This window comes from Marinospirillum perlucidum (genome assembly GCF_003336805.1).
Classification (GTDB): domain Bacteria; phylum Pseudomonadota; class Gammaproteobacteria; order Pseudomonadales; family Halomonadaceae; genus Marinospirillum; species Marinospirillum perlucidum.
Genome location: NZ_QFWJ01000015.1, coordinates 17,256 through 35,335, shown reverse-complemented (window position 1 = coordinate 35,335; position 18,080 = coordinate 17,256). Strand labels below are relative to the sequence as shown.

The window sequence follows — 18,080 nt, the reverse complement described above, 5'->3', positions numbered from 1 at the left end:
TGTCAATGGCCATTTATTTTGACCCACCTTTGGCCAATAAAATTGACCCACCTGATGCGTTAATTGGTTAACTTTTCTTTCAGTCGATAGCTTTCTCCTCCCAGCATGAAGATGTGTGAGTGATGGATGATCCGGTCCACGATCGGGATGGCGACATTGTCGTTGTGGAAAAACTCTCCCCAGTCGGTGAAGTCCTTGTTGGTGGTCAGGATGATGGAACGGTATTCATAAAGACTGTTGACCAGCTGGAAGAGGTTGTAGCGGGACTGGCGGCTCATAGGCAGATAGCCCAGCTCATCGATGATCAGCAGGTCGTTTTTGGCCAGCAGGCTGATCCGCTTTTTCAGTTCACCGCGTTTTTCAGCCAGTTCCAGCTCTTCCACCAGGGTCATGGCCGTTTTGAACAGCACCTTGTAACCGGCTTCGATGGCTTTGTAGCCCAGGCCGATGGCCAGGTGGGTTTTGCCCACTCCCGGTGGCCCGATGAACACCAGGTTCTGGCGCTGATCCAGGAAGTTGAAGTCCAGCAGCGCACTGATCTGGCGTTTATTGATGGTGGTCTGGTGACGATAGTCGAAGTCATCCAGGCGCTTTTCCATCGGGAAGTGAGCTTGTTTGAAGTGACGCTGGATGCGTTTTTGATCGCGTTCTTTCAGCTCATAGCCCATCAGGTGGTCGATACACTGTAGATAAGACCAGTCATTACTTTCAGCTTCACCGAGCAGCTGAGGGAGCTGTTGAGCCATCCAGGTCAGTCTCAGGCTTTTGCAACGGGCGCGGGTTTGTTCAAGCTGGCCCATGGGTCACCTCCTGGCCACTGGACTGGCCAAGTCGCTGGTAAGCCGAGAGGTCTACATTATTGGCCGAAGTCGCCTCTGGCAGACCGTGATCTGGATAACGTCCTTTGCTCCGCGCCTGACGTTCTGCTTCCAGGTAGCGTTTGATCTTGCCAGCGGTAATACCGGGCCGCTCGGCCAGCTGCGCAAGCAGCGTTCGATCTTCCGGCTCCAGGTGAGCCAGGATGGATTTTAAGGCCACCAGCTGATCCTTGACGACTCTAGGCTCGGAACGCCTGATCTGCTGGCAGAGTGTTTGGCCCAGCTGATCGCCCAGCATTTGGCTGATCTCGACTTCCAATTGAGCCACCCGAGCCTCCCTGTCCCGATAGTGGTTGTTGTTTTTGATGATCCGGCCCTTCTCAAGACAGAGGGCATGTTCTGCCAGGATCTCACCGGTGTTCAGGTCGGTAATGACCAAGTGGTCTTCCTGCTGCATTACACCGACCTGAGCCTGCTGCCAGGCCAGAGGCACGGAGTATTTATTGGCTTGGTAGCTGATCAGACCGGTTTTATCCGCACGACGAGTTTCAATCGCCGAAGGCTGACGAAGACTGCTGGGGGCCAGGTAAGGCTTCAGCTGAGTTCGTTCTTCGGCCATAAAAACGGTGTGGGGGATCTGGCCGGTGGTGCCATGCTCACGACAGTTGGCCACTTCATCCAGCCAGTTTTGCAGATGGTCTCGAACCGCTTGCTGACTAGTAAAGTGCTCGCCATAAAAGCAGTCCTGCTTGACGTATTTGACCCCGGCTTCCACTTTGCCCTTGCTCTGGGGGTCATAGCCTTCACAGGCATGGATTCTAAAGCCTGCGGTGGTGGCATACTGGTAAAAGCGCTGGTTGGCCTCGATTTCCCGGTATTGCTCCTTGATCACCACCAGCTTGGTCTGGTCATAAACACACTCTTCGGTGATGCCGCCAAAATACCGGAAGGCTTCATCATGCAGTTGAATAAAGGCCTGGGTATCAAGGGGCTGGAAGCTCAGGCCCACATACATCAGACGCGAGAAAGAGAGCACGAAGACAACAAAATGAAGGGTCACCTCCTGATCACCGATCCGAACGCCTCGCAGCTCGCCGGGATCGACCTGACATTGAACACCGGCCACATCGTCAATAATGGGTTCAAAGTAACGAACCTGAGCTACAGCCACTTCCTGGCGCAGCTGTTGAATATAACGGCGCAAACTTCGATCAGATGCAGGGATGGAGCCATATTTAGTCTTCAGCTTACGAGCGACCTTCACCGCACTCAGCTTGGGGAACTCACCCAGTAGGTACACCAGATAACTGCGGTAATCATCCAGCTTTTTACTGCGGCTGGGGTCGGACTGCTGACCTTGAATAGCTTCTTCAGATAGACGCAGGTACTTGCGAACGGTATTGCGAGAGATGGACAACTGCTTACTGATGGCTCGGACAGAAAGACCCTGGCCGTTGTCGTGTAGTGCTTTGATTTTATGAATCACAACCCACTCCTTCAAAACCCTTCCCCTTGAGAAAAATGATTCAGGGAAGGTACTGGTTCTGGTGGCCAAAGCCACCCTGGAGGTGGGTCAAAATTAATGGCCAGAAGCGGGTCAGTTTAGTTGGCCATTAACATTGGGTTTAGTCCAGTGTTTACGGCGTCCAAATTGAGTTGTGTGGTAGCGTGGTTCACACCTTAATTGGGCGTTAGGGAAAAGAATAGTTCATGCGAATACTGACCTATAAGCGCACACATATTGGTGACCCGGACGCAGCTGGGCGTTTCGGTATAAACGACTGCATGGGTCGAGTCCGCAATTGGAGCTTTGATGCAGTAATTGGTGTGGGAGGCTATGGTGGGGAACCAAGAAGCTATGGCATCGACGGTCGTGTTAACTGGGTCGGGCTCAACCCAACCTGGCAGCCACATCCAGAAGGTTATGGGCAAATCGTCACTTTCGAATTTTTTAGCTTGTTGGAAGAAAAAGGCCCTTTGCTTATAGCTGTTGCGCCCTGTTTAGCTCGCCGGATGTACGAAAAAAGGGCGCGAGTACTATTAAAATCCTACTCCCCAGAAGAACAAGCGGAAGCAGAAGCTCTTGTTCATACAGCGCTTCAGTCAGGGCATAGGGTGGGTTCGACCGCATCTGCCAAAGCAGTTCGGACCCGCTGCCCGAGTCGCCTAAAAACTCGCAGGCTATGCCGCACTCGTACCCTAACAAATAGTTGTAGTTCATTCTGGCCTACGGCCTCCACCGGATGCACCTGTCGGGGCGCCGCTAAACAAAAGCGTTAGCCATATTAAGAAGTTAAGGTCGTGCATCAATATCTAGAGTCAACGGAATACATAGACTGGAAGACACCAGAGGTGCTGACCAAGGCGAAGTCACTAGCCGCTGGCGTTGACTGTGCCGTGGTAGTTGCAGAGAAGTGCTTTGTCTTCGTCCGAGACCAAATCACGCATAGTTGGGATTACGAGTGTGATCCTGTGACATGTAAGGCATCCGACGTGTTGAAACACGGAACAGGTTACTGTTACGCGAAGAGCCACTTGCTGGCAGCATTGCTACGAGCAAATGCAATACCGGCAGGCCTATGCTATCAACGGTTAACCATCAGTGATGATGGTGATGGGCCACCTTTTTGTTTGCATGGCTTGAACGCTTTGTATCTTAAAGAACACGGGTGGTATCGAGTTGATGCTAGAGGAAATAAGGAGGGCGTCTCGGCAGATTTCTGTCCCCCTACTGAGCGCTTGGCATTTCCTATAGTCACTGAGGGGGAAGCGGATCTGCCGGAAATATGGGCGGAGCCAATAACGCCTGTTCTTGACGTGCTTCTATCAAAGAAGACATATCGCGAGGTGGCAGATAATCTTCCGGATATTCAGTTGAATGCGGCTAACACCTATGAGTCTTCTGGCTGTCAATAGAACGTAGAGATTTTTTATTGGCCGCGTCAGCGGCCAACATCAAGTCCCTGAGCCAGTGATCCTACTTCATCTGTCATCGTTGGCTGTTGGTGGGTTACAGCAAACCTACCCGAGGGCACTTCCTGCGGTCGCCTACTGAGGCTCTCTTAACGTGGTGGTTCACCACTGCCAGACCAGGTTGCTCCTTGCAGGTCGGTCTGGGGCACTAGACATTCATCGGTTAACCAGCAGCTGTCCTATTCAAAAAGCGGAGTCCCAGTTAGTTTCAGGTTCAGCGCTGGTGTAAGCCCACTCGCACAGGGTATTGATGCACGCCAGCAGGATGGATAATCAAAGCGACGGGCTTCGAGTTTGGGTGTAGAAGTCGGGTTTCAGGCCTGATTGGCCAGTCAGCAGACACCCGGTTTCAGCACACTCCGTAGTGATCCAGTTAGACGTTGATCATCATCCTGCTGCGTGACTAACTCATTAAAAAGCGTTGTTCATCGAACACCTTTTCGTTCTTTAACATGAAGTAGACGGCACGACCCAGTTTGTGGGCCAGAGCCGATAAGGCTTTGGCTTTGTTCATGCGTTTCTGCAAGCGCTGCAACAGCTTTTGAGCACCGGGGTTGCCTCTGAGGTATAAAACAGCTGCTTCAGAGAACGCCCATTTCAAATGGGCATTGCCAATCTTGTTGCCCTGGGTGCCATAGGTTTTACCCGCTGACTCGGCTTTGCACTTGATCAGGCGGGAGTAAGAAGCAAACTTCTGAACCGATTCAAAGCGGCGAATATCCCCAATCTCATAGAGGATGGTCTGCGCTAGAATACGACCAATACTTGGAATTGTTTGTAACAGGTGATAATAAATAGGCCGATGCTTTTTGGCCTGTTTTTCCAGCAGCCATTCGATTTGACTCAGCTCTCGGTGATAGCACTCCAATACAGCCATATCTAGATCTATGTTGCGCTGAACCACCGGGTCACCAAAGGTTCTGCCTAACTGTTCACGGGCACTGACATTCTTCAGGTTGACCTTGTTAGGTGGCAGGTTGTACTGACTGGTTGTATTCACAACATGAGCTTTTAAATCCGCACCGTGACGTACGAGATTGGTTCGGCGTCGTAATAGATCACGGGTAGCCCGCATCGTGCGTGGATAGACATAAGCCAGTGGAAAGTTGCCACCCCGGATCAGGGCAGCAATCTTATAGGAATCAATGCGGTCATTCTTGGTTTTACCACCATGAATAGCCTTCATGTAAAGAGCATGCCCCAGAATAAAAGCGATGCCCTGATCTTCACAGAAGTCAGCAATCCAATACCAACAGTGCATGCACTCAACCCCGATGACCAGGTCATCCATATAGGGTTCAATTAATCGAAGAAGAGAGTCGGGATTGGCAGGAATTTCCTTGTGCAACAGGGTTTCACCCTGATGACCTAGGATGCAGACATACAGGCTGCGGGCATGTAGATCAATTCCACAACAATGACTATGAGTGCTATTGTAAAAGCTCAATTAGTCTTCTCCTGTTGGGTTTGGTCGCCTTCCAGTTTAGCCAAATGGCTAATCTGGGGGAGAAGGCTCAATGAGTATCAAGGCAAGCCAGAGGGATGCCAAAACCGCCACTTCGCACCGGTTTTGTCACCCCTACTGGCGGTGTTATGCGCAAAAGGAGGTATTGGCGTGATCGCAGTTCGTTACGAAAACAGCAACACCACGGAAAACCTATCAGCACTCGTAGGCTTGATCAGTAGTCCGAGCACCGTGAAGGTAACTTTGTTCGCATCTCCTACGAGCGAAACAGCGGAAATGTCACAGTCGGATGGCCCTGAAACCAACTTGCCCCTCGTCTCCGCAGTTGTGGAGTATGAAATCCCAAAGATAGAAACGGTCACGGTCGTTTTAGATGGTCTGTTTCTTACCGCTGCCCGCTACCCTCGGTATGGTGAGGTACGTCATTTGCTCGACATTGCGGAACAGTCGAACCACGTGTTCTTCTCGGAGGTGCGCGCTCCCTTTACGTCTTCCGTATCCGCAGAACGCGCTGCGCTGACTTTGCAGTCGTTAGCGCCAGTCAAGCCCCTAACCCCGGAGACGAGAGCGGATTATTTCTCCCTGCTGTCCAGTCTCAGTGAAGCCGAGTATCGAAAGTTGTATGCATAACAACTCAAGGCGAACGTTAGCCCAATCAAAACCGGAGAATTTATGTCAAGTTGTGGTTGTGGGGCAGAGGAAGCGGAGAGTCTTGAAAAGAAAACGCTTATTATCCTGCTCGCAATCAACGCTTTTATGTTCGTTACTGAGTTGACCCTGGGTTGGGTTGCTCAATCAACGGGCCTGATCGCTGACTCTCTGGATATGCTGGCCGATGCAACGGTTTATGGGCTTTCGCTCTATGCGGTTGGCAAGGGAATCGTCAAACAAGCCAAGGCAGCCCGAGTCAGTGGTTACCTGCAGATAATTTTGGGCCTTGGCGTTTTATTTGAAGTGATTCGGCGCATGCTATTGGGTAGCGAGCCTCAGAGCATATTGATTATTATTGTGGGTGCGCTTGCCCTGCTGGCAAATGTGCTTTGCCTTCTTCTAATCTACAAACACAGAGAGGGGGGTGTCCACATGCGGGCCTCGTGGATTTTCTCAGCCAATGATGTCATTGCCAATTTAGGGGTGGTTTTATCGGGTGCTTTGGTCTTCGTTGTCGGCAATCGTTACCCGGATTTGATTGTCGGCACAGTGATATCCATCCTGGTCATTCGCGGTGGTATTAAAATCCTCAAGGATGCCAAGGAAACAGAAGACGCTGCCACTTTCACCTGACAAGCCAAGACAAGGTCATCCTTGGAGCTGGATACGCCAACGGGCTCCACTTCTATGGGTGATCTACACAAGCAGGGAGGCCAATTGAATACCCCGACTTTGTACATTTTCTCAGGGCTTCCTGCTTCCGGGAAATCCACCCTGGCCCAGCTGCTTTCGCAGAAAACAGGTGCAGTCTATATCCGTATCGATACCCTTGAGCAGGGCCTTCGGGATGTTTGTCATATCCAGGTTGAAGGCGAAGGTTATCGTTTAGGCTACAGAATGATCCGGGATAATCTGGCTCTCGGGCTAAGTGCCATTTCCGATTCCTGCAATCCTATCGAGCTAACGCGAAATGAGTGGCAAGAAGTTGCTGAGAGTGTTGGTGCCCGATTTATTAATATTGAGGTTCGTTGCTCCGATGCGATTGAACACGAGCGACGCGTTAAAACCCGAAAAAGTGAAGTGCTTCATCTAAAGCTGCCCACCTGGCCAGAAGTTCGAGACCGTCACTATGAAGCCTGGACAAAACCCGTGATTCAAATCGATACCGCTGGCCAAACGGTTGCAGCGTCTTTTGCCGAGTTGACCGCAAAGCTGGGTATTTGAAAAGGTAGCGAAGCCTGACGCTAAGGCTGAGCCCTAGCGTTGTGTCCTTTAAACTCCGGGTGGGTGTTAGGGTTTTCTCAATTTCTGCTTTGCGGCCACTAAACATTACTGCAGGAGCTGGAGATGACTTGGTATCCCTGGCCTTTAGCGAATAAAAATGATCGAGCAGCTCGTTGTAAATCAGGAAGGCATACATGAATCAAAAGCTTGCAGATGAACTGGTCGCCCTGATGAGGGAAGACCAGCAATTATTGCAGCGCCTGTTTGACTCTGGCGAGCTGCCTTCTGAATCCTATCATCCTCAGATGAAGGCTTTGCATGAAGCCCACACTTCTCGTCTGAAGGAAATGATTGCTGCCTATGGCTGGCCTGGTATTTCCTTGGTGGGCGAAGAGGCTGCCCAGGCTGCCTGGTTGATTGCTCAACATGCTGTTTCTGATACCGAGTTCATGGCTACATGTGTTTCTTTGCTTCAAGAGGCCGTTACCCGAAACGAGGTTTTTGGTTGGCAATTGGCCTTTCTTCAGGATCGAGTGCAGACACTTGCTGGTAAACCTCAATATTACGGAACCCAGTTTGATATCGATGAACAGGGTTGGCCAACCCCTTTTCCCATTGAAGATGCGGCCAGGGTTAATGAGCGTCGGGCGCGTCTTGGACTTAATTCTTTGGAGGAGCGGCTGGAGCAAATGAGGGTACAGGAGCAAAAGCGCCGCGCTAAGCACCAATAAACCCGTTAATCCAGGGTGTCTTCACTGGCTAGGGTTTGACTGCTTTCTTGCTTGAGCGCTGTATTCACTAAAAAAACACGGGCTTGCTTTTATCGCTGCGTGTTTGTAGGGGTCGGGGTTTATTTCAGCGTAAGGGGCCATCTGGACCTGCTCTTTCCTGCAGGGATCTATCTTGTGATAAAAATGAACTTCCCAAAGACTTTTGGAACTGCCATTTTAGATCGGGCGGGATCTTTGAGGCTGACGGGGCAAGACGGTGCTTTTGGTTAGAAGAATTTTAAAGGCGGGAAATCGACATTACCCAACCTGGGTGGTGGTGTTTTTATTGCTGGGCTTGAGTGGTTGTGCATTGCCGATTATGGGGACGGTATCAGAAGGGGTCTATACGCAACCTAACGGGAATTTTTCCTGCCCTTTGCTGGCCGAGCCACTGGGCCTGGATACGCTGCCTGCAATTACCGATGCCTACCGAGTCACTCGAACACAAACGATCCCCTTAGCCCAGCGTGCGCCCGGTGATTGGAAAGCCAACCGGGTGGTCAGTGATGAAACCCTGCCCTCGCGTCGGGTTCAATTTGAATATGCCTCCGGTGCCGTGATTGAAATCACCAGCGGTCGACGCCTGCACCCAGTAGAGATGACCCTGGCTGATGGCATGGGGCGCGGTCATTCCTGGTTATTTGATCGCCAGGAGAGGGCTTTTGCTTCAGGACGTATGCACTCGGGTCTGATGCTGGTGCCCTGGCAGGAGGAAGGAGAAACCTATAGGGGGATTAATCTGGCCGAGTCCTATCGCCAGGGGCAGGGGCCTGATGCCCAGCTGTGGATCAGAAATAATCTGGTGATGGGGGAGATCCTGCACGTTATCAATATTCAACTGCCTGCGGCTCCCTTGCTGGGTTCTGACGTGCATCCGCGTGATCTGTCCGCTATTCGTGATTATGTTGTTAGTCGTCCTGATTTGCAGGAGGCTTTGTTTTCTCAGGCGCAGGCCTGGCTGACGTCTTGTCACTTTTCCGGGGAGGTGCAATGAAGACCTGGCAACTGGTGTTAGTGCAGTTATGGGTGCTTTGTTTTGCCCCGGTGTGGGCTTTTATTCTGGCTTTTGCTCCCCTGGTCTTGTCACCGCCTAATCCTTCTTGGGTGGCTTTTATTTTACTGATTTCACCACCTTTTATAGCAGCCTTTGGCTCCCTGGTTTTGTGGGTGGCCAGAAGTCAGGGTAAAGAACAGCTGCAAAAGCGTACGTCAGTGGCCTTGCTGATTTTTCCACCCGTTTCGGTTGTTCCATTTTTTATTGGATGGTGAAGATCAGTCAATCTCGCCTAATCTTAAAAGGACAAACCGCGGCCAAACTTTGATTTATCAATCCACGGTCTGAAAGAAAAATTCTATGGAAGAACACATGAAAGATGCAGCCTTGAACCTGCTTAGCCTTGCCAAGGAACTGGAGGCCTTGATTCTGCGTGCAGTACCCGAGGCCACGACTTTGAGTAAATACGGGGGAACCCTGTTTACTTTAAAACCCGACGAAAAAGAAGGGCAGTTTTGTGGGGTGTTTATTTACTCGGGCCATGTGCACTTGGCCTTCAGTCAGGGAGCCAGGCTGGATGACCCCAAAAAGCTTTTAGCCGGTCAGGGCAAGTACCGGCGTCATGTGAATTTAAAATCCCTGGATGAAATCGACGGGCCTTATCTGGAGGGCCTGTTGCAGGCAGCCAGTCGGCTGTAAAGGCGGGTGCGTTAAGTGAGCTTTGGGGCTTTCTTTATCGCCTCTGGCGGCGGCTTAGATATAGGTCCAGGCGAGGATTCGGGTGATCTTCTTACCCTGCCTCATTTCGATTTCCCGCAGATCCAGAGCACCCTGCTTACGAATCAGCTTTTTAATGGGTTTGAGGTTATCGGCTTTGGAGACCAGGCTGGTAAACCAGCGGCATTGCCCGGAATAAATCCGGCTTTCACGAACCAGCTTTTTAAGAAACAACAGCTCGCCGCCCTTGCACCAAAGCTCTGCTCCCTGCCCACCAAAATTCAGGGTCGGGGTTGGTTTTGAAGCTGTTTGCTCACCACGGCTGCGCGCCAGCTTTTGGGTTTTTATTTGGCTGCTTTTCAGCGCCTCTTCCGGTGAGGCATGAAAGGGCGGGTTGCAGGCCGTGACATCAAAGAATTCTTTCTCCTGGATAATGCCTGCAAAGATATGGTTTTTATCTGGCTGGTGACGCAGCAGCAAGCGGTCTTTCAGGTCGGGGTTGTTATCGAGAATAAGGGCGACGTTTTCCAATGATTGAGTGTTGATGTCACTGCCCACGCATTGCCAGCCATAAATACGGCAAGCGAGAAGAGGGTAGATGCCATTGGCACCGGTTCCGATATCCAGCAGGCGAACATCCTTCCTGTCCAGGCCGGGCAGGTCCGCCAGGTAGTGGATGTAGTCCGCCCTGCCGGGTATGGGCGGGCAAAGAGCACCCTCGGGCAGATCCCAACCGACCAGCTGGTAATCGTGGAGTAGCAGGGCCGCGTTGAGCGTTTTGACAGCCAGGGGGTCGGCAAAATCAATGGAAAGCTGGCCGTGAGCGTTGGGTTTTACCAAGGGGCCCAGGGGCGGGTGGCTTTTTATCAGTGCGGGCAAGTCATAGCCCTGGTTGTGCCGGTTTCTGGGGTGCAGGCTTTTGCGAAGAGGCGCGGCTGAGGTGTTTTGACGTCGAGAAGTTGGCTTCACGGTTGGCGGCCTGGTGTTGGGCTTGATGGGCGAAGGTGGAGATTATAATCCCTGGAGGATTTGGGGCCTAGCGGCAGCTACTGGAATGGCTCTTGCAGATGCTTTCTTGCACCTAAGCCCTCAAGGATTATGTAGTCCAGCCAACCACCAGGATAAGAGAAAAAACCATGCATGAGATTCATCCCATCGGTGTTATTCGCTCTCCCCATCAATCCATCGAATCGATGCCCATTCAACCCAAGGGCGCGGCTGAAGTGACCGGGCAACTGGTGGTGGAGGAGCAGTATGTTGAAGGCCTGAAGGATCTGGAAGGTTTCAGCCATGTTTATCTGCTCTATTCCTTTCATCAGACCCGGCGTACCGAGTTACAGGTGATTCCCTTTATGGATGATCAGCCGAGGGGTGTCTTTGCAACGCGCTCACCGCTGCGCCCCAATCATATCGGGCTGTCCATCGTGCGTTTGCAAGCGATTGAAGGCAACTGCGTTACCATCCAGGGCGTGGATGTGCTGGATGGCACCCCTTTGTTGGATATCAAACCCTATATTGCTAAATTCGATGGAGTGGAAGCAAGCACCTCGGGCTGGATGCAGGCCAGTGATGAAGAGGTAAAAAACAAGCGCTCGGATGAGCGGTTTAAATAAGCCTGTTGAGCTGAAGGCTTGCCGAAAGGTGCCTTGCTGACAGGCTCTTCATGAGAGAAAGGAAAAACATGAAACAGCATGCAGGTTCCTGTTTGTGCGGCAGGGTGAAGTATCATGTTCACGGTGAATTCGAAAGCTTTTACCTCTGCCACTGCCAGCACTGTCAAAAGGCAACGGGGGCGGCCCATGCGGCCAATTTGTTCTCGACTTCTGCCCGTTTAACCTGGCAAAGCGGTGAAGATCAGGTGACCGGCTTTACCCTGGCGGGTACCCGCCATAGCCGAAACTTTTGCCAGCAGTGCGGTTCGCCTTTGCCCAGGCTTCAGCCGGAAGGTTTGCTGATGGTCCCAGCGGGCAGTCTGGATAGCCCCTTGACGCTTTCTCCTCAAGCGCACCTTTTTACCGCCAGCCAAGCCGCCTGGGAAAAGCAACTGGAAACCCTGCCGAAATTTGCAGCACTGCCCGACTAGTGGGTCAGGTTAGAGCCGGAAGCCAAGTGATCTGACAGCAGGAAGTGGTTTGCGTTAAGGTAGGCTCCCTGGTGAACCGAACTTCAAGGCCGTTTTCAAATGGAACTCTTTGTTATCTTGCTACTGACACTGCTGGCGGGTTCGGCGATGCCTGCCGGTGCTTTTCTGGCGGCTAAAGAATCCATCCGCCCCAACTGGTTAAGGCGCGAGCTGCGCCACGGGGTGATTGCCTTTGGTGGCGGGGCGCTTTTGTCGGCCGTGGCCCTGGTTTTGGTGCCCGACGGGCTGGAAGGGGTGTCAACGACCACGGCGCTGATTTGTTTTTTGGCCGGGGCGCTGGTCTTCATGCTGATCGATATACTGCTGAATTATCTGCGTACTTCAGCCAGTCAGTTGATTGCCATGCTGGCCGATTTTATCCCTGAATCCATCGCCATGGGGGCCGCCTTTGCCCACGGCAGCAGCAATGCCCTGCTTCTGGCTCTGTTGATCGGCATGCAGAATCTGCCCGAAGGGTTTAATGCCTTTCGTGAGTTGAAAGAAACAACGCCTTATCGTTCTGCCACCATTATTCGCACCTTTGCCCTGATGGTGCTGACAGGGCCACTGGCCGGCTTGATCGGTTTTCTCTGGCTGGCGGATTTGATCCCGGTGGTTTCGGGGATTATGCTTTTTGCCGCCGGTGGTATTCTCTATTCGGTGTTTCAGGATATTGCCCCCCAGGCACGTCTGGAAAACCACTGGGCCCCGCCGTTGGGTGCGGTTTTGGGCTTTGCTCTGGGGATGCTGGGGCATCAGCTGACTGGTTAGAAACCTCTGATTAACTAGTGCGCTGCGATCCACATGGATGTGGGAGGTGCAGTCATTCACCAGGTAGAGAGGAGGAAGCAATGCTGATCAGTGCCAGCCGCCGAACCGATATTCCCGCCTTCTATACTCCCTGGTTGATGAACCGGATTCGGGAGGGTTTTGTGCTGACCCGAAACCCCTTTAACCCCCGCCAGATATAAAGGGTCTCTTTGCATCCTAAAGATGTGGATGCACTGGTTTTCTGGACCCGCAATCCAGCGCCCCTGTTTCCTCATCTGGCCGAGCTGGATGCTCAGGGCTATGCCTACCTGTTTCAGTTTACCCTCACGGGTTACCCTCGCTCGATTGAAACCTCGGTTCCTGACCCGGATACTGCTGTTAAGACCTTCAGCTGTTTAAGTGATTGGATTGGCCGGGAGCGGGTGATCTGGCGCTATGATCCGGTGCTGGTCTCCAACCAGGTACCCGTGGCTACTCATAAACGCCTTTTTGCAAGGCTGGCGCGTCAGCTTAGTGGCAAGACGCGGAGAGTGACGATCAGCTTTGCCGATTTTTACAAGAAGACTGAACGCAATCTAAAGCAGGTGGAAGGCCTGATCTGTACAGATATTACCCGACAGCAGGAAGAACTGCAGGATTTGGCAGCGTTTATGGCCCGAACCGCCCGCGAAGAAGGCATGGAGATTCAAAGCTGTGCTGAACCGGCCGCCATCAGGGAATCGGGTATCCTGCCCGGAAAATGCCTGGATGATGATTGGTTAAAAGCGGTGTTTGGCCTTGCACTGACCTCCAAAAAAGATAAGGGCCAAAGACCTGAATGCGGCTGTATTCCCAGCGTCGATATCGGCAGCTACAACACCTGCCTGCACGGTTGTGCCTACTGCTATGCAACCTATAACCACCAGGCCGCGATCGAGAACAAACGCCAGCATGACCCGACCAGCCCTTTTCTCGTTGGAGGTATAGAAGGTATCGACCCGGCCCTGTTACAGCCTGCGCCCAGCCAGCAGCAGCTTTTTTAATATCAATCAATTGCTTCGCGGCTGCCAAGACTGCTTTAATAGATCCCTTGTGGAAATTGTATAAAAGGAATTATGAATGAAGGCTTGGCATCAGTATTTTCCCCACCTGCTGCTGTTTATCTATCTGGTCGAGTTTTCAGTTCTGGCCATTGATCCCTACGATCGGGCCGTCTGGTGGGTAGAAAACCTGCCGGTGTTGCTTCCGGTCATTATTCTGGCTTTGACCTTCCACCGCTTTCGCTTTTCCAACCTGTCTTATCTGCTGATTACGATCTTTTTTATGTACCACACCTTTGGTGGGCACTTTACCTTTGAAAGAACGCCCTTTGGTTTTTTCAATAACCTGCTATCCCACTTGAATTTTGATTTTATCTTTCCGGAAGGGCGCAATAATTTTGATCGTGTCGGCCACTATCTGGTTGGCGTACTGGCCTACCCGCTGGCTGAACTTTTCCTGAGGAAAAAATGGGTGGCCAATCTACCCACGGCCATTCTGCTGGGTGTACTGGCGTTGGGGTTCTGGGCTGCGCTCTATGAAGTCATTGAAATGTATTACGCGGTTTCCGAGGGCGGGGAATCCGGTGCGGCCTTCCTGGGCTCCCAGGGAGATGTCTGGGATGCCCAAAAAGATATGTTCCTGGATATTCTCGGAGCGATCTCGGTATTTATCCTCTTCGGTTTCAAGTTGAGAGCCTACAGGAGTTAAGCTCGCTTGAGAGGCCTGAGCTCTGTTGATGCAATACTGAAAAGCCAGCAACTGCTGGCTTTTTTTATATTCCCAGACTCAGCTTTTGAGCGGGCTGCTTTATGCTGAGCTCCCGGGATTCACGGTTGGTCGGTGGCCCTGCTGGCTGGTTGTGTAGCCCGAGGGCCCCAATTTACAGGGTTGGATGAAGTTCTGGGCGAGCAGGCCAGGGTCTACCTGATCAGAGAGGCAGCGATGGTTGGCTATGCCTACTGCCCTCCCGTTAGCCTGGATGGTGAGGTCGTTGGATGTTTGAAAAATGGTGGTTATTTACGTCTGGATCTGGAACCAGGCATCCACGAGCTTCGCTTTGAAAGCCGTCTTTTCGAATCGATTGAAGAGATCCGGCTTGCTGTTGAAGTGACTGCCGGTCAAGAGCTTTTTTATCAATGGCAGGCCCAGATGCATCCACCTGTGGCGTTGGTCAGCGGTATTCCCGCTGGCGTCTCTGTCAGCCGTAGACTAAGGCCAATTTCCAAATCGGCTGCGCTTTATCTTTTGCCCTCTTTACGGCTTTCGCATTGATCCCTTGATTCCTGTCTGCCGGGAAACCGACATAAAAAAGAGGCAACCAGCCGGGCTGGTTACCTCAAGGCGCGATGACCGCTCACCGCTGAACTGAATGGATTTTGATTAATCGGCCGTGGGGCCTTCTTCCATGGCTTTGCCCATGCGGCGACGCAGAAGCGGACCGAGAATATAAGGCAGGATCAGACCCAGACCGGCGAAGACCCAGAGACCTATGGCCAGGCCGCTTTCCCAGAGTACAGACCAGTCACCATCAGCCAGATCCAGGGCGTGACGCAGGTTTTTCTCCATTTCCGGGCCAAGCAGTAGCCCCAGAATGATGGGAACCAGCGGGATCTCCAGTTTGCGGAAGATGTAACCGGCCACCCCGAAAGCCACCATGAAATAAAGATCAAAGGTGGTGTTGCTGATTGAGTAGATGCCGACAAAGGCAATCATGGTCACAATGGGCAGGAGGTATCTGGGTGGAACCGACAGGAGTTTGACGAAGATACCCACCAGCGGGATGTTGAGCACCAGCAGCAGGAAGTTACCGATCAGCAGAGCCGCTATGACCCCCCAAACGATATCTGCATTCTGGGTAAACATCAGTGGCCCCGGTGTGATGTTCATGGAAATCAGCAGAGCCAGTAAAACCGCCGTGGTGCCACTGCCGGGTACACCCAGAGTCAGCATGGGCACCAGGGCACCGCTGGAGGCGCCATTATTGCCTGCTTCCGGACCGGCCACGCCGCGCGGATCGCCTTCACCAAAATAGCCTTTCTTGCCGACCATTTTCTTTTCCAGGGTGTAGCCGATAAAGCTACCCAGAGAGGCACCGGCACCGGGTAGCACCCCGGCGATAAAGCCGAGAAAACCGCCCCGAAAGCAAGAAGGCATAATCGCACGCAGATCGGCAAAACTCAGTTTGAGTTTGTTGACCTGCATTTTTTCTTTACCGCCACCCGCCTTGTCTTCAATGAAGAAGAGCAGTTCCGAGATGGCAAACAGCCCGACGATGGCAATGATAAAGTCCACCCCTTCATAGAGTTCCAGTGCCCCAAAGGTGAAGCGCTGTACGCCGGTATTATCAATGCCCACGGTAGCAATCATCAGACCGATACAGGCAGCTACCACGGTTTTCATGGGGTTTTTGCCGGTAATACCGCCCAGGGTGGCGAAAGCCAGCAGGAAGAGGGCGAAGTACTCGGCAGGCCCGAAGGTCAGGGCAAAGCGGGCCAGAATCGGGGCCAGCAGAATCAGGCCGATGGTGGCAATCAGGCTGCCCATAAACGAGGCTACGGCAGAGATGGCCAGGGCTTCGGCCGCCTTGCCTTTGCGGGCCATGGGGTAGCCATCCAGGCAGGTCATCATCGCCGGTTCATCACCGGGAATATTCAACAGGATCGAGGAAATACGTCCGCCATACATGGCCCCGGCATAGACCGCGGTCAACATGATCAGGGCGGTTTCCGGGCGCAACCCCAGGGTGAAGGCCAGCGGGATGAGAATGGCAACCCCGTTGGCTGGACCCAGGCCGGGCAGTGCGCCGATCAGGGTGCCCAGAAAAGCGCCCAGTAGAGCAAACATCAGGTTTTCCGGTTGCAGGGCAACGGCAAAACCATCCATCAAAAAGCCGAGGGTTTCCATTAGTTGACCTCCAGAAAATCAAGCAGCCCCAGGGGCAGTGCCAAATCCAGAGCAAAGTTGAAGATCAGAAAGACCACAACACCGGCAAGGGCACCTGTGATAAAGGCGACTTTGGGTTGGGCACCCATACGCCAGGAGAGCAGACCAACGGCCAGAGTGGTGCTGATAATAAAGCCCAGCGGTTGCAGCAGCAGGGCATAGAAGATCAGTACGACTACGGCAATAATCAGCTCCAGGCCGGTGCGGCTCCAGGGCCAGGCATTGTCAGGGTCTGGGCGCACTACCAGATAGAGGCTGGATAAGCCCAGGCCGATGGCCAGCAAAAGAGGAAAGGTTTCCGGGCCGACTGCCTCGGACCCGCCGAAGGGTTCGGGCAGCTGAGTCGCGCCCCAGCCATAGGCCAGGGCGAGAACAATCATCAGTACCCCGAAGATACGATCATTGAGCGAAGTCATTAGCGGATCAACCCTATTTCACGGGACAGATCTGCAATGGATTGGATCTGTTCCTGAACGAAGTTTTCAAACTCGGCGGCGCTCATGTGAAAGGGCATAAGACCGTTTTGGGTCATGACAGCCTGCCACTCTTCACTGGTGTAGATTCGATCCAGAGAATTGATCCAGTAATCCCGTGTTTCTGCGGGGATATCGGCAGGCATGTAGAAACCACGCCAGTTGGGACCCAGTGCATCGATACCCTGTTCACGGGCAGTGGGGATATCGGCATACTGGCCTGGCAGGCGTTCTTCTGAGAGAACGGCAAGAACACGCAGGTCACCGGATTCCAGAAAACCCTGAACTTCGGTAATGTCGCCGGTAAAGGCATCAACGTGGCCGCCGACTACCTGGGTCATGGCTTCACCGCCATTGTTGTAGGAGAGGTAGGGAATTCGGGGCAGGGATTCCACATCAGCGGCTCGGGCAGCAATCAAGACCTTCAGATGATCCCAACCACCCTTGGCACTGCCTCCGGCAAACTTGACGCTGCGAGGGTCTTCCTTGAGGGCTTCCATCAGTGCAGGCAGATCCTGGTAGGGCGAGTTCTGGGCGACCGCAATAACGCCATAGTCGGCACCCAGGGCACCGATCCAGTTGACCATCTCGGCATTCATGCCGGGAAATTGGCCTTGAGCCAGACGGGTTGTGGTGGCCGTGGAGGCCGCGACCAGCACCTGCTCTTCACCGGCACGCTTGCTGACGGTATGAGCAAAGGCCACACCGCCACCGGCACCGGCCATATTCAGGGTCTGGACATTACCGGGTACGATATCCAGTTCTTCCATGACATTACCTACACTACGGCAGGTGAAATCCCAGCCGCCGCCCGGATCGGCAGGGGCAATACATTCAACTTTTCCGGAAGGTTCCCAGGCCAGGGCTGAAAGACTGAAGCTGGTTGCTGCTACAAGTGTCAGGTACTTTTTTATATTCATGTTCGTCACCTCGAGTTTTTTTATACTTGGCGTCTCTCCTTTAGCCGAGGGTGGCTTTGGGGAGGACTCGCATGAAGGTTAAGCAGGAGCAGAACGGGCGTGAAGTTTGTGGGCGTAAAGCTTTTAAAGAACTTAGCGGCTTTTTTGTGCATAAAGATCACGGGCAAAATGCCTGCTTTTGCTTTAATCTTTTGCCCTTAATAAGATAAAAACTGCTTT

Annotated in this window: 21 protein-coding genes and 1 pseudogene; 15 read left to right on the top strand and 7 right to left on the bottom strand. The window is 52.7% G+C overall.

Annotation, left to right across the window (positions count from 1 at the left end; translation table 11 throughout):
• Nucleotides 1-59 precede the first annotated feature (59 nt).
• Together istB and istA are read right to left on the bottom strand one after the other, a co-directional pair.
• Nucleotides 60-800, bottom strand: a complete 741-nt coding sequence (gene istB / locus DFK18_RS14265) for an IS21-like element helper ATPase IstB (protein WP_114418945.1) — start codon at nt 798-800, stop codon at nt 60-62.
• On the bottom strand, nt 787-2,304 hold the full coding sequence (gene istA, locus DFK18_RS14260) for an IS21 family transposase (protein WP_114418944.1): 1,518 nt from the start codon (nt 2,302-2,304) through the stop codon (nt 787-789). The genes istB and istA overlap by 14 nt, the downstream gene beginning before the upstream one ends.
• A gap of 815 nt (nt 2,305-3,119) precedes the next feature.
• Between istA and DFK18_RS14250 the strand changes: the two genes are divergently transcribed.
• Nucleotides 3,120-3,734 carry a transglutaminase-like domain-containing protein gene (locus tag DFK18_RS14250; RefSeq protein ID WP_114418942.1) on the top strand — a complete coding sequence of 205 codons (615 nt, stop codon included), beginning with the start codon at nt 3,120-3,122 and terminating at the stop codon, nt 3,732-3,734.
• Nucleotides 3,735-4,194: 460 nt separating this feature from the next.
• On the opposite strand, the gene DFK18_RS14245 is transcribed toward DFK18_RS14250, so the two are convergent.
• Complete coding sequence (locus DFK18_RS14245; protein ID WP_114418941.1) at nt 4,195-5,238, bottom strand: IS110 family RNA-guided transposase; 1,044 nt, start codon at nt 5,236-5,238, stop codon at nt 4,195-4,197.
• 168 nt (nt 5,239-5,406) lie between these two features.
• On the opposite strand from DFK18_RS14245, the gene DFK18_RS14240 reads away from it, so the two are divergent.
• The 7 genes from DFK18_RS14240 to DFK18_RS14210 all read left to right on the top strand — a co-directional run bounded on the left by DFK18_RS14240 (nt 5,407) and on the right by DFK18_RS14210 (nt 9,594).
• A complete protein-coding gene (locus tag DFK18_RS14240; protein WP_114418940.1) occupies nt 5,407-5,886 on the top strand; it encodes a hypothetical protein in 480 nt (159 codons plus the stop codon).
• A gap of 42 nt (nt 5,887-5,928) precedes the next feature.
• Nucleotides 5,929-6,540, top strand: a complete 612-nt coding sequence (locus DFK18_RS14235; protein ID WP_114418939.1) for a cation efflux transmembrane domain-containing protein — start codon at nt 5,929-5,931, stop codon at nt 6,538-6,540.
• Between the two features lie 84 nt (nt 6,541-6,624).
• On the top strand, nt 6,625-7,131 hold the full coding sequence (locus tag DFK18_RS14230) for a P-loop nucleotide/nucleoside kinase family protein (RefSeq protein ID WP_178006195.1): 507 nt from the start codon (nt 6,625-6,627) through the stop codon (nt 7,129-7,131).
• Between the two features lie 194 nt (nt 7,132-7,325).
• The gene (locus DFK18_RS14225; RefSeq protein ID WP_114418937.1) at nt 7,326-7,862 is read left to right on the top strand and encodes a DUF6624 domain-containing protein; all 537 of its coding nucleotides are present in this window, start codon (nt 7,326-7,328) and stop codon (nt 7,860-7,862) included.
• A 358-nt stretch (nt 7,863-8,220) separates the two neighbouring features.
• On the top strand, nt 8,221-8,895 hold the full coding sequence (locus DFK18_RS14220; RefSeq protein ID WP_162299800.1) for a hypothetical protein: 675 nt from the start codon (nt 8,221-8,223) through the stop codon (nt 8,893-8,895).
• Nucleotides 8,892-9,170, top strand: a complete 279-nt coding sequence (locus DFK18_RS14215; protein WP_114418935.1) for a hypothetical protein — start codon at nt 8,892-8,894, stop codon at nt 9,168-9,170. The genes DFK18_RS14220 and DFK18_RS14215 overlap by 4 nt, the downstream gene beginning before the upstream one ends.
• 97 nt (nt 9,171-9,267) lie before the next feature.
• On the top strand, nt 9,268-9,594 hold the full coding sequence (locus DFK18_RS14210) for a DUF1801 domain-containing protein (RefSeq protein ID WP_162299799.1): 327 nt from the start codon (nt 9,268-9,270) through the stop codon (nt 9,592-9,594).
• 54 nt (nt 9,595-9,648) lie between these two features.
• Here DFK18_RS14210 and rlmF read toward each other — a convergent pair whose 3' ends face one another.
• A complete protein-coding gene (rlmF, locus tag DFK18_RS14205) occupies nt 9,649-10,581 on the bottom strand; it encodes a 23S rRNA (adenine(1618)-N(6))-methyltransferase RlmF (protein WP_114418933.1) in 933 nt (310 codons plus the stop codon).
• A 167-nt stretch (nt 10,582-10,748) separates the two neighbouring features.
• On the opposite strand from rlmF, the gene tsaA reads away from it, so the two are divergent.
• The 6 genes and pseudogenes from tsaA to DFK18_RS14175 all read left to right on the top strand — a co-directional run bounded on the left by tsaA (nt 10,749) and on the right by DFK18_RS14175 (nt 14,797).
• The gene (tsaA, locus tag DFK18_RS14200; RefSeq protein ID WP_114418932.1) at nt 10,749-11,225 is read left to right on the top strand and encodes a tRNA (N6-threonylcarbamoyladenosine(37)-N6)-methyltransferase TrmO; all 477 of its coding nucleotides are present in this window, start codon (nt 10,749-10,751) and stop codon (nt 11,223-11,225) included.
• Nucleotides 11,226-11,293: 68 nt separating this feature from the next.
• Nucleotides 11,294-11,695, top strand: coding sequence for a GFA family protein (locus tag DFK18_RS14195; protein WP_114418931.1), 402 nt, complete (start codon nt 11,294-11,296; stop codon nt 11,693-11,695).
• A 99-nt stretch (nt 11,696-11,794) separates the two neighbouring features.
• Nucleotides 11,795-12,505 carry a ZIP family metal transporter gene (locus DFK18_RS14190; protein WP_114418930.1) on the top strand — a complete coding sequence of 237 codons (711 nt, stop codon included), beginning with the start codon at nt 11,795-11,797 and terminating at the stop codon, nt 12,503-12,505.
• Nucleotides 12,506-12,585: 80 nt separating this feature from the next.
• A pseudogene (locus DFK18_RS14185) lies at nt 12,586-13,527 on the top strand (DUF1848 domain-containing protein).
• A gap of 76 nt (nt 13,528-13,603) precedes the next feature.
• The gene (locus tag DFK18_RS14180; RefSeq protein WP_218563973.1) at nt 13,604-14,233 is read left to right on the top strand and encodes a DUF2238 domain-containing protein; all 630 of its coding nucleotides are present in this window, start codon (nt 13,604-13,606) and stop codon (nt 14,231-14,233) included.
• A gap of 132 nt (nt 14,234-14,365) precedes the next feature.
• Nucleotides 14,366-14,797 carry a DUF2846 domain-containing protein gene (locus tag DFK18_RS14175; RefSeq protein ID WP_162299798.1) on the top strand — a complete coding sequence of 144 codons (432 nt, stop codon included), beginning with the start codon at nt 14,366-14,368 and terminating at the stop codon, nt 14,795-14,797.
• Between the two features lie 108 nt (nt 14,798-14,905).
• Here the strand turns inward: DFK18_RS14175 and DFK18_RS14170 are convergent, their stop codons facing one another.
• Genes DFK18_RS14170 through DFK18_RS14160 form a run of 3 tightly spaced genes read right to left on the bottom strand, consistent with a single transcriptional unit; the run spans nt 14,906 to nt 17,861 of the window.
• On the bottom strand, nt 14,906-16,429 hold the full coding sequence (locus tag DFK18_RS14170) for a tripartite tricarboxylate transporter permease (RefSeq protein WP_114418928.1): 1,524 nt from the start codon (nt 16,427-16,429) through the stop codon (nt 14,906-14,908).
• Complete coding sequence (locus DFK18_RS14165) at nt 16,429-16,884, bottom strand: tripartite tricarboxylate transporter TctB family protein (protein WP_114418927.1); 456 nt, start codon at nt 16,882-16,884, stop codon at nt 16,429-16,431. Before DFK18_RS14165 ends, DFK18_RS14170 begins: the two co-directional genes overlap by 1 nt.
• Entirely contained in the window at nt 16,884-17,861 is a 978-nt protein-coding gene (locus DFK18_RS14160; protein WP_114418926.1) for a Bug family tripartite tricarboxylate transporter substrate binding protein, read from the bottom strand. Before DFK18_RS14160 ends, DFK18_RS14165 begins: the two co-directional genes overlap by 1 nt.
• 71 nt (nt 17,862-17,932) lie before the next feature.
• On the opposite strand from DFK18_RS14160, the gene DFK18_RS14520 reads away from it, so the two are divergent.
• Nucleotides 17,933-18,070, top strand: coding sequence for a hypothetical protein (locus DFK18_RS14520; RefSeq protein WP_162299797.1), 138 nt, complete (start codon nt 17,933-17,935; stop codon nt 18,068-18,070).
• The last annotated feature ends 10 nt before the right edge of the window (nt 18,071-18,080 follow it).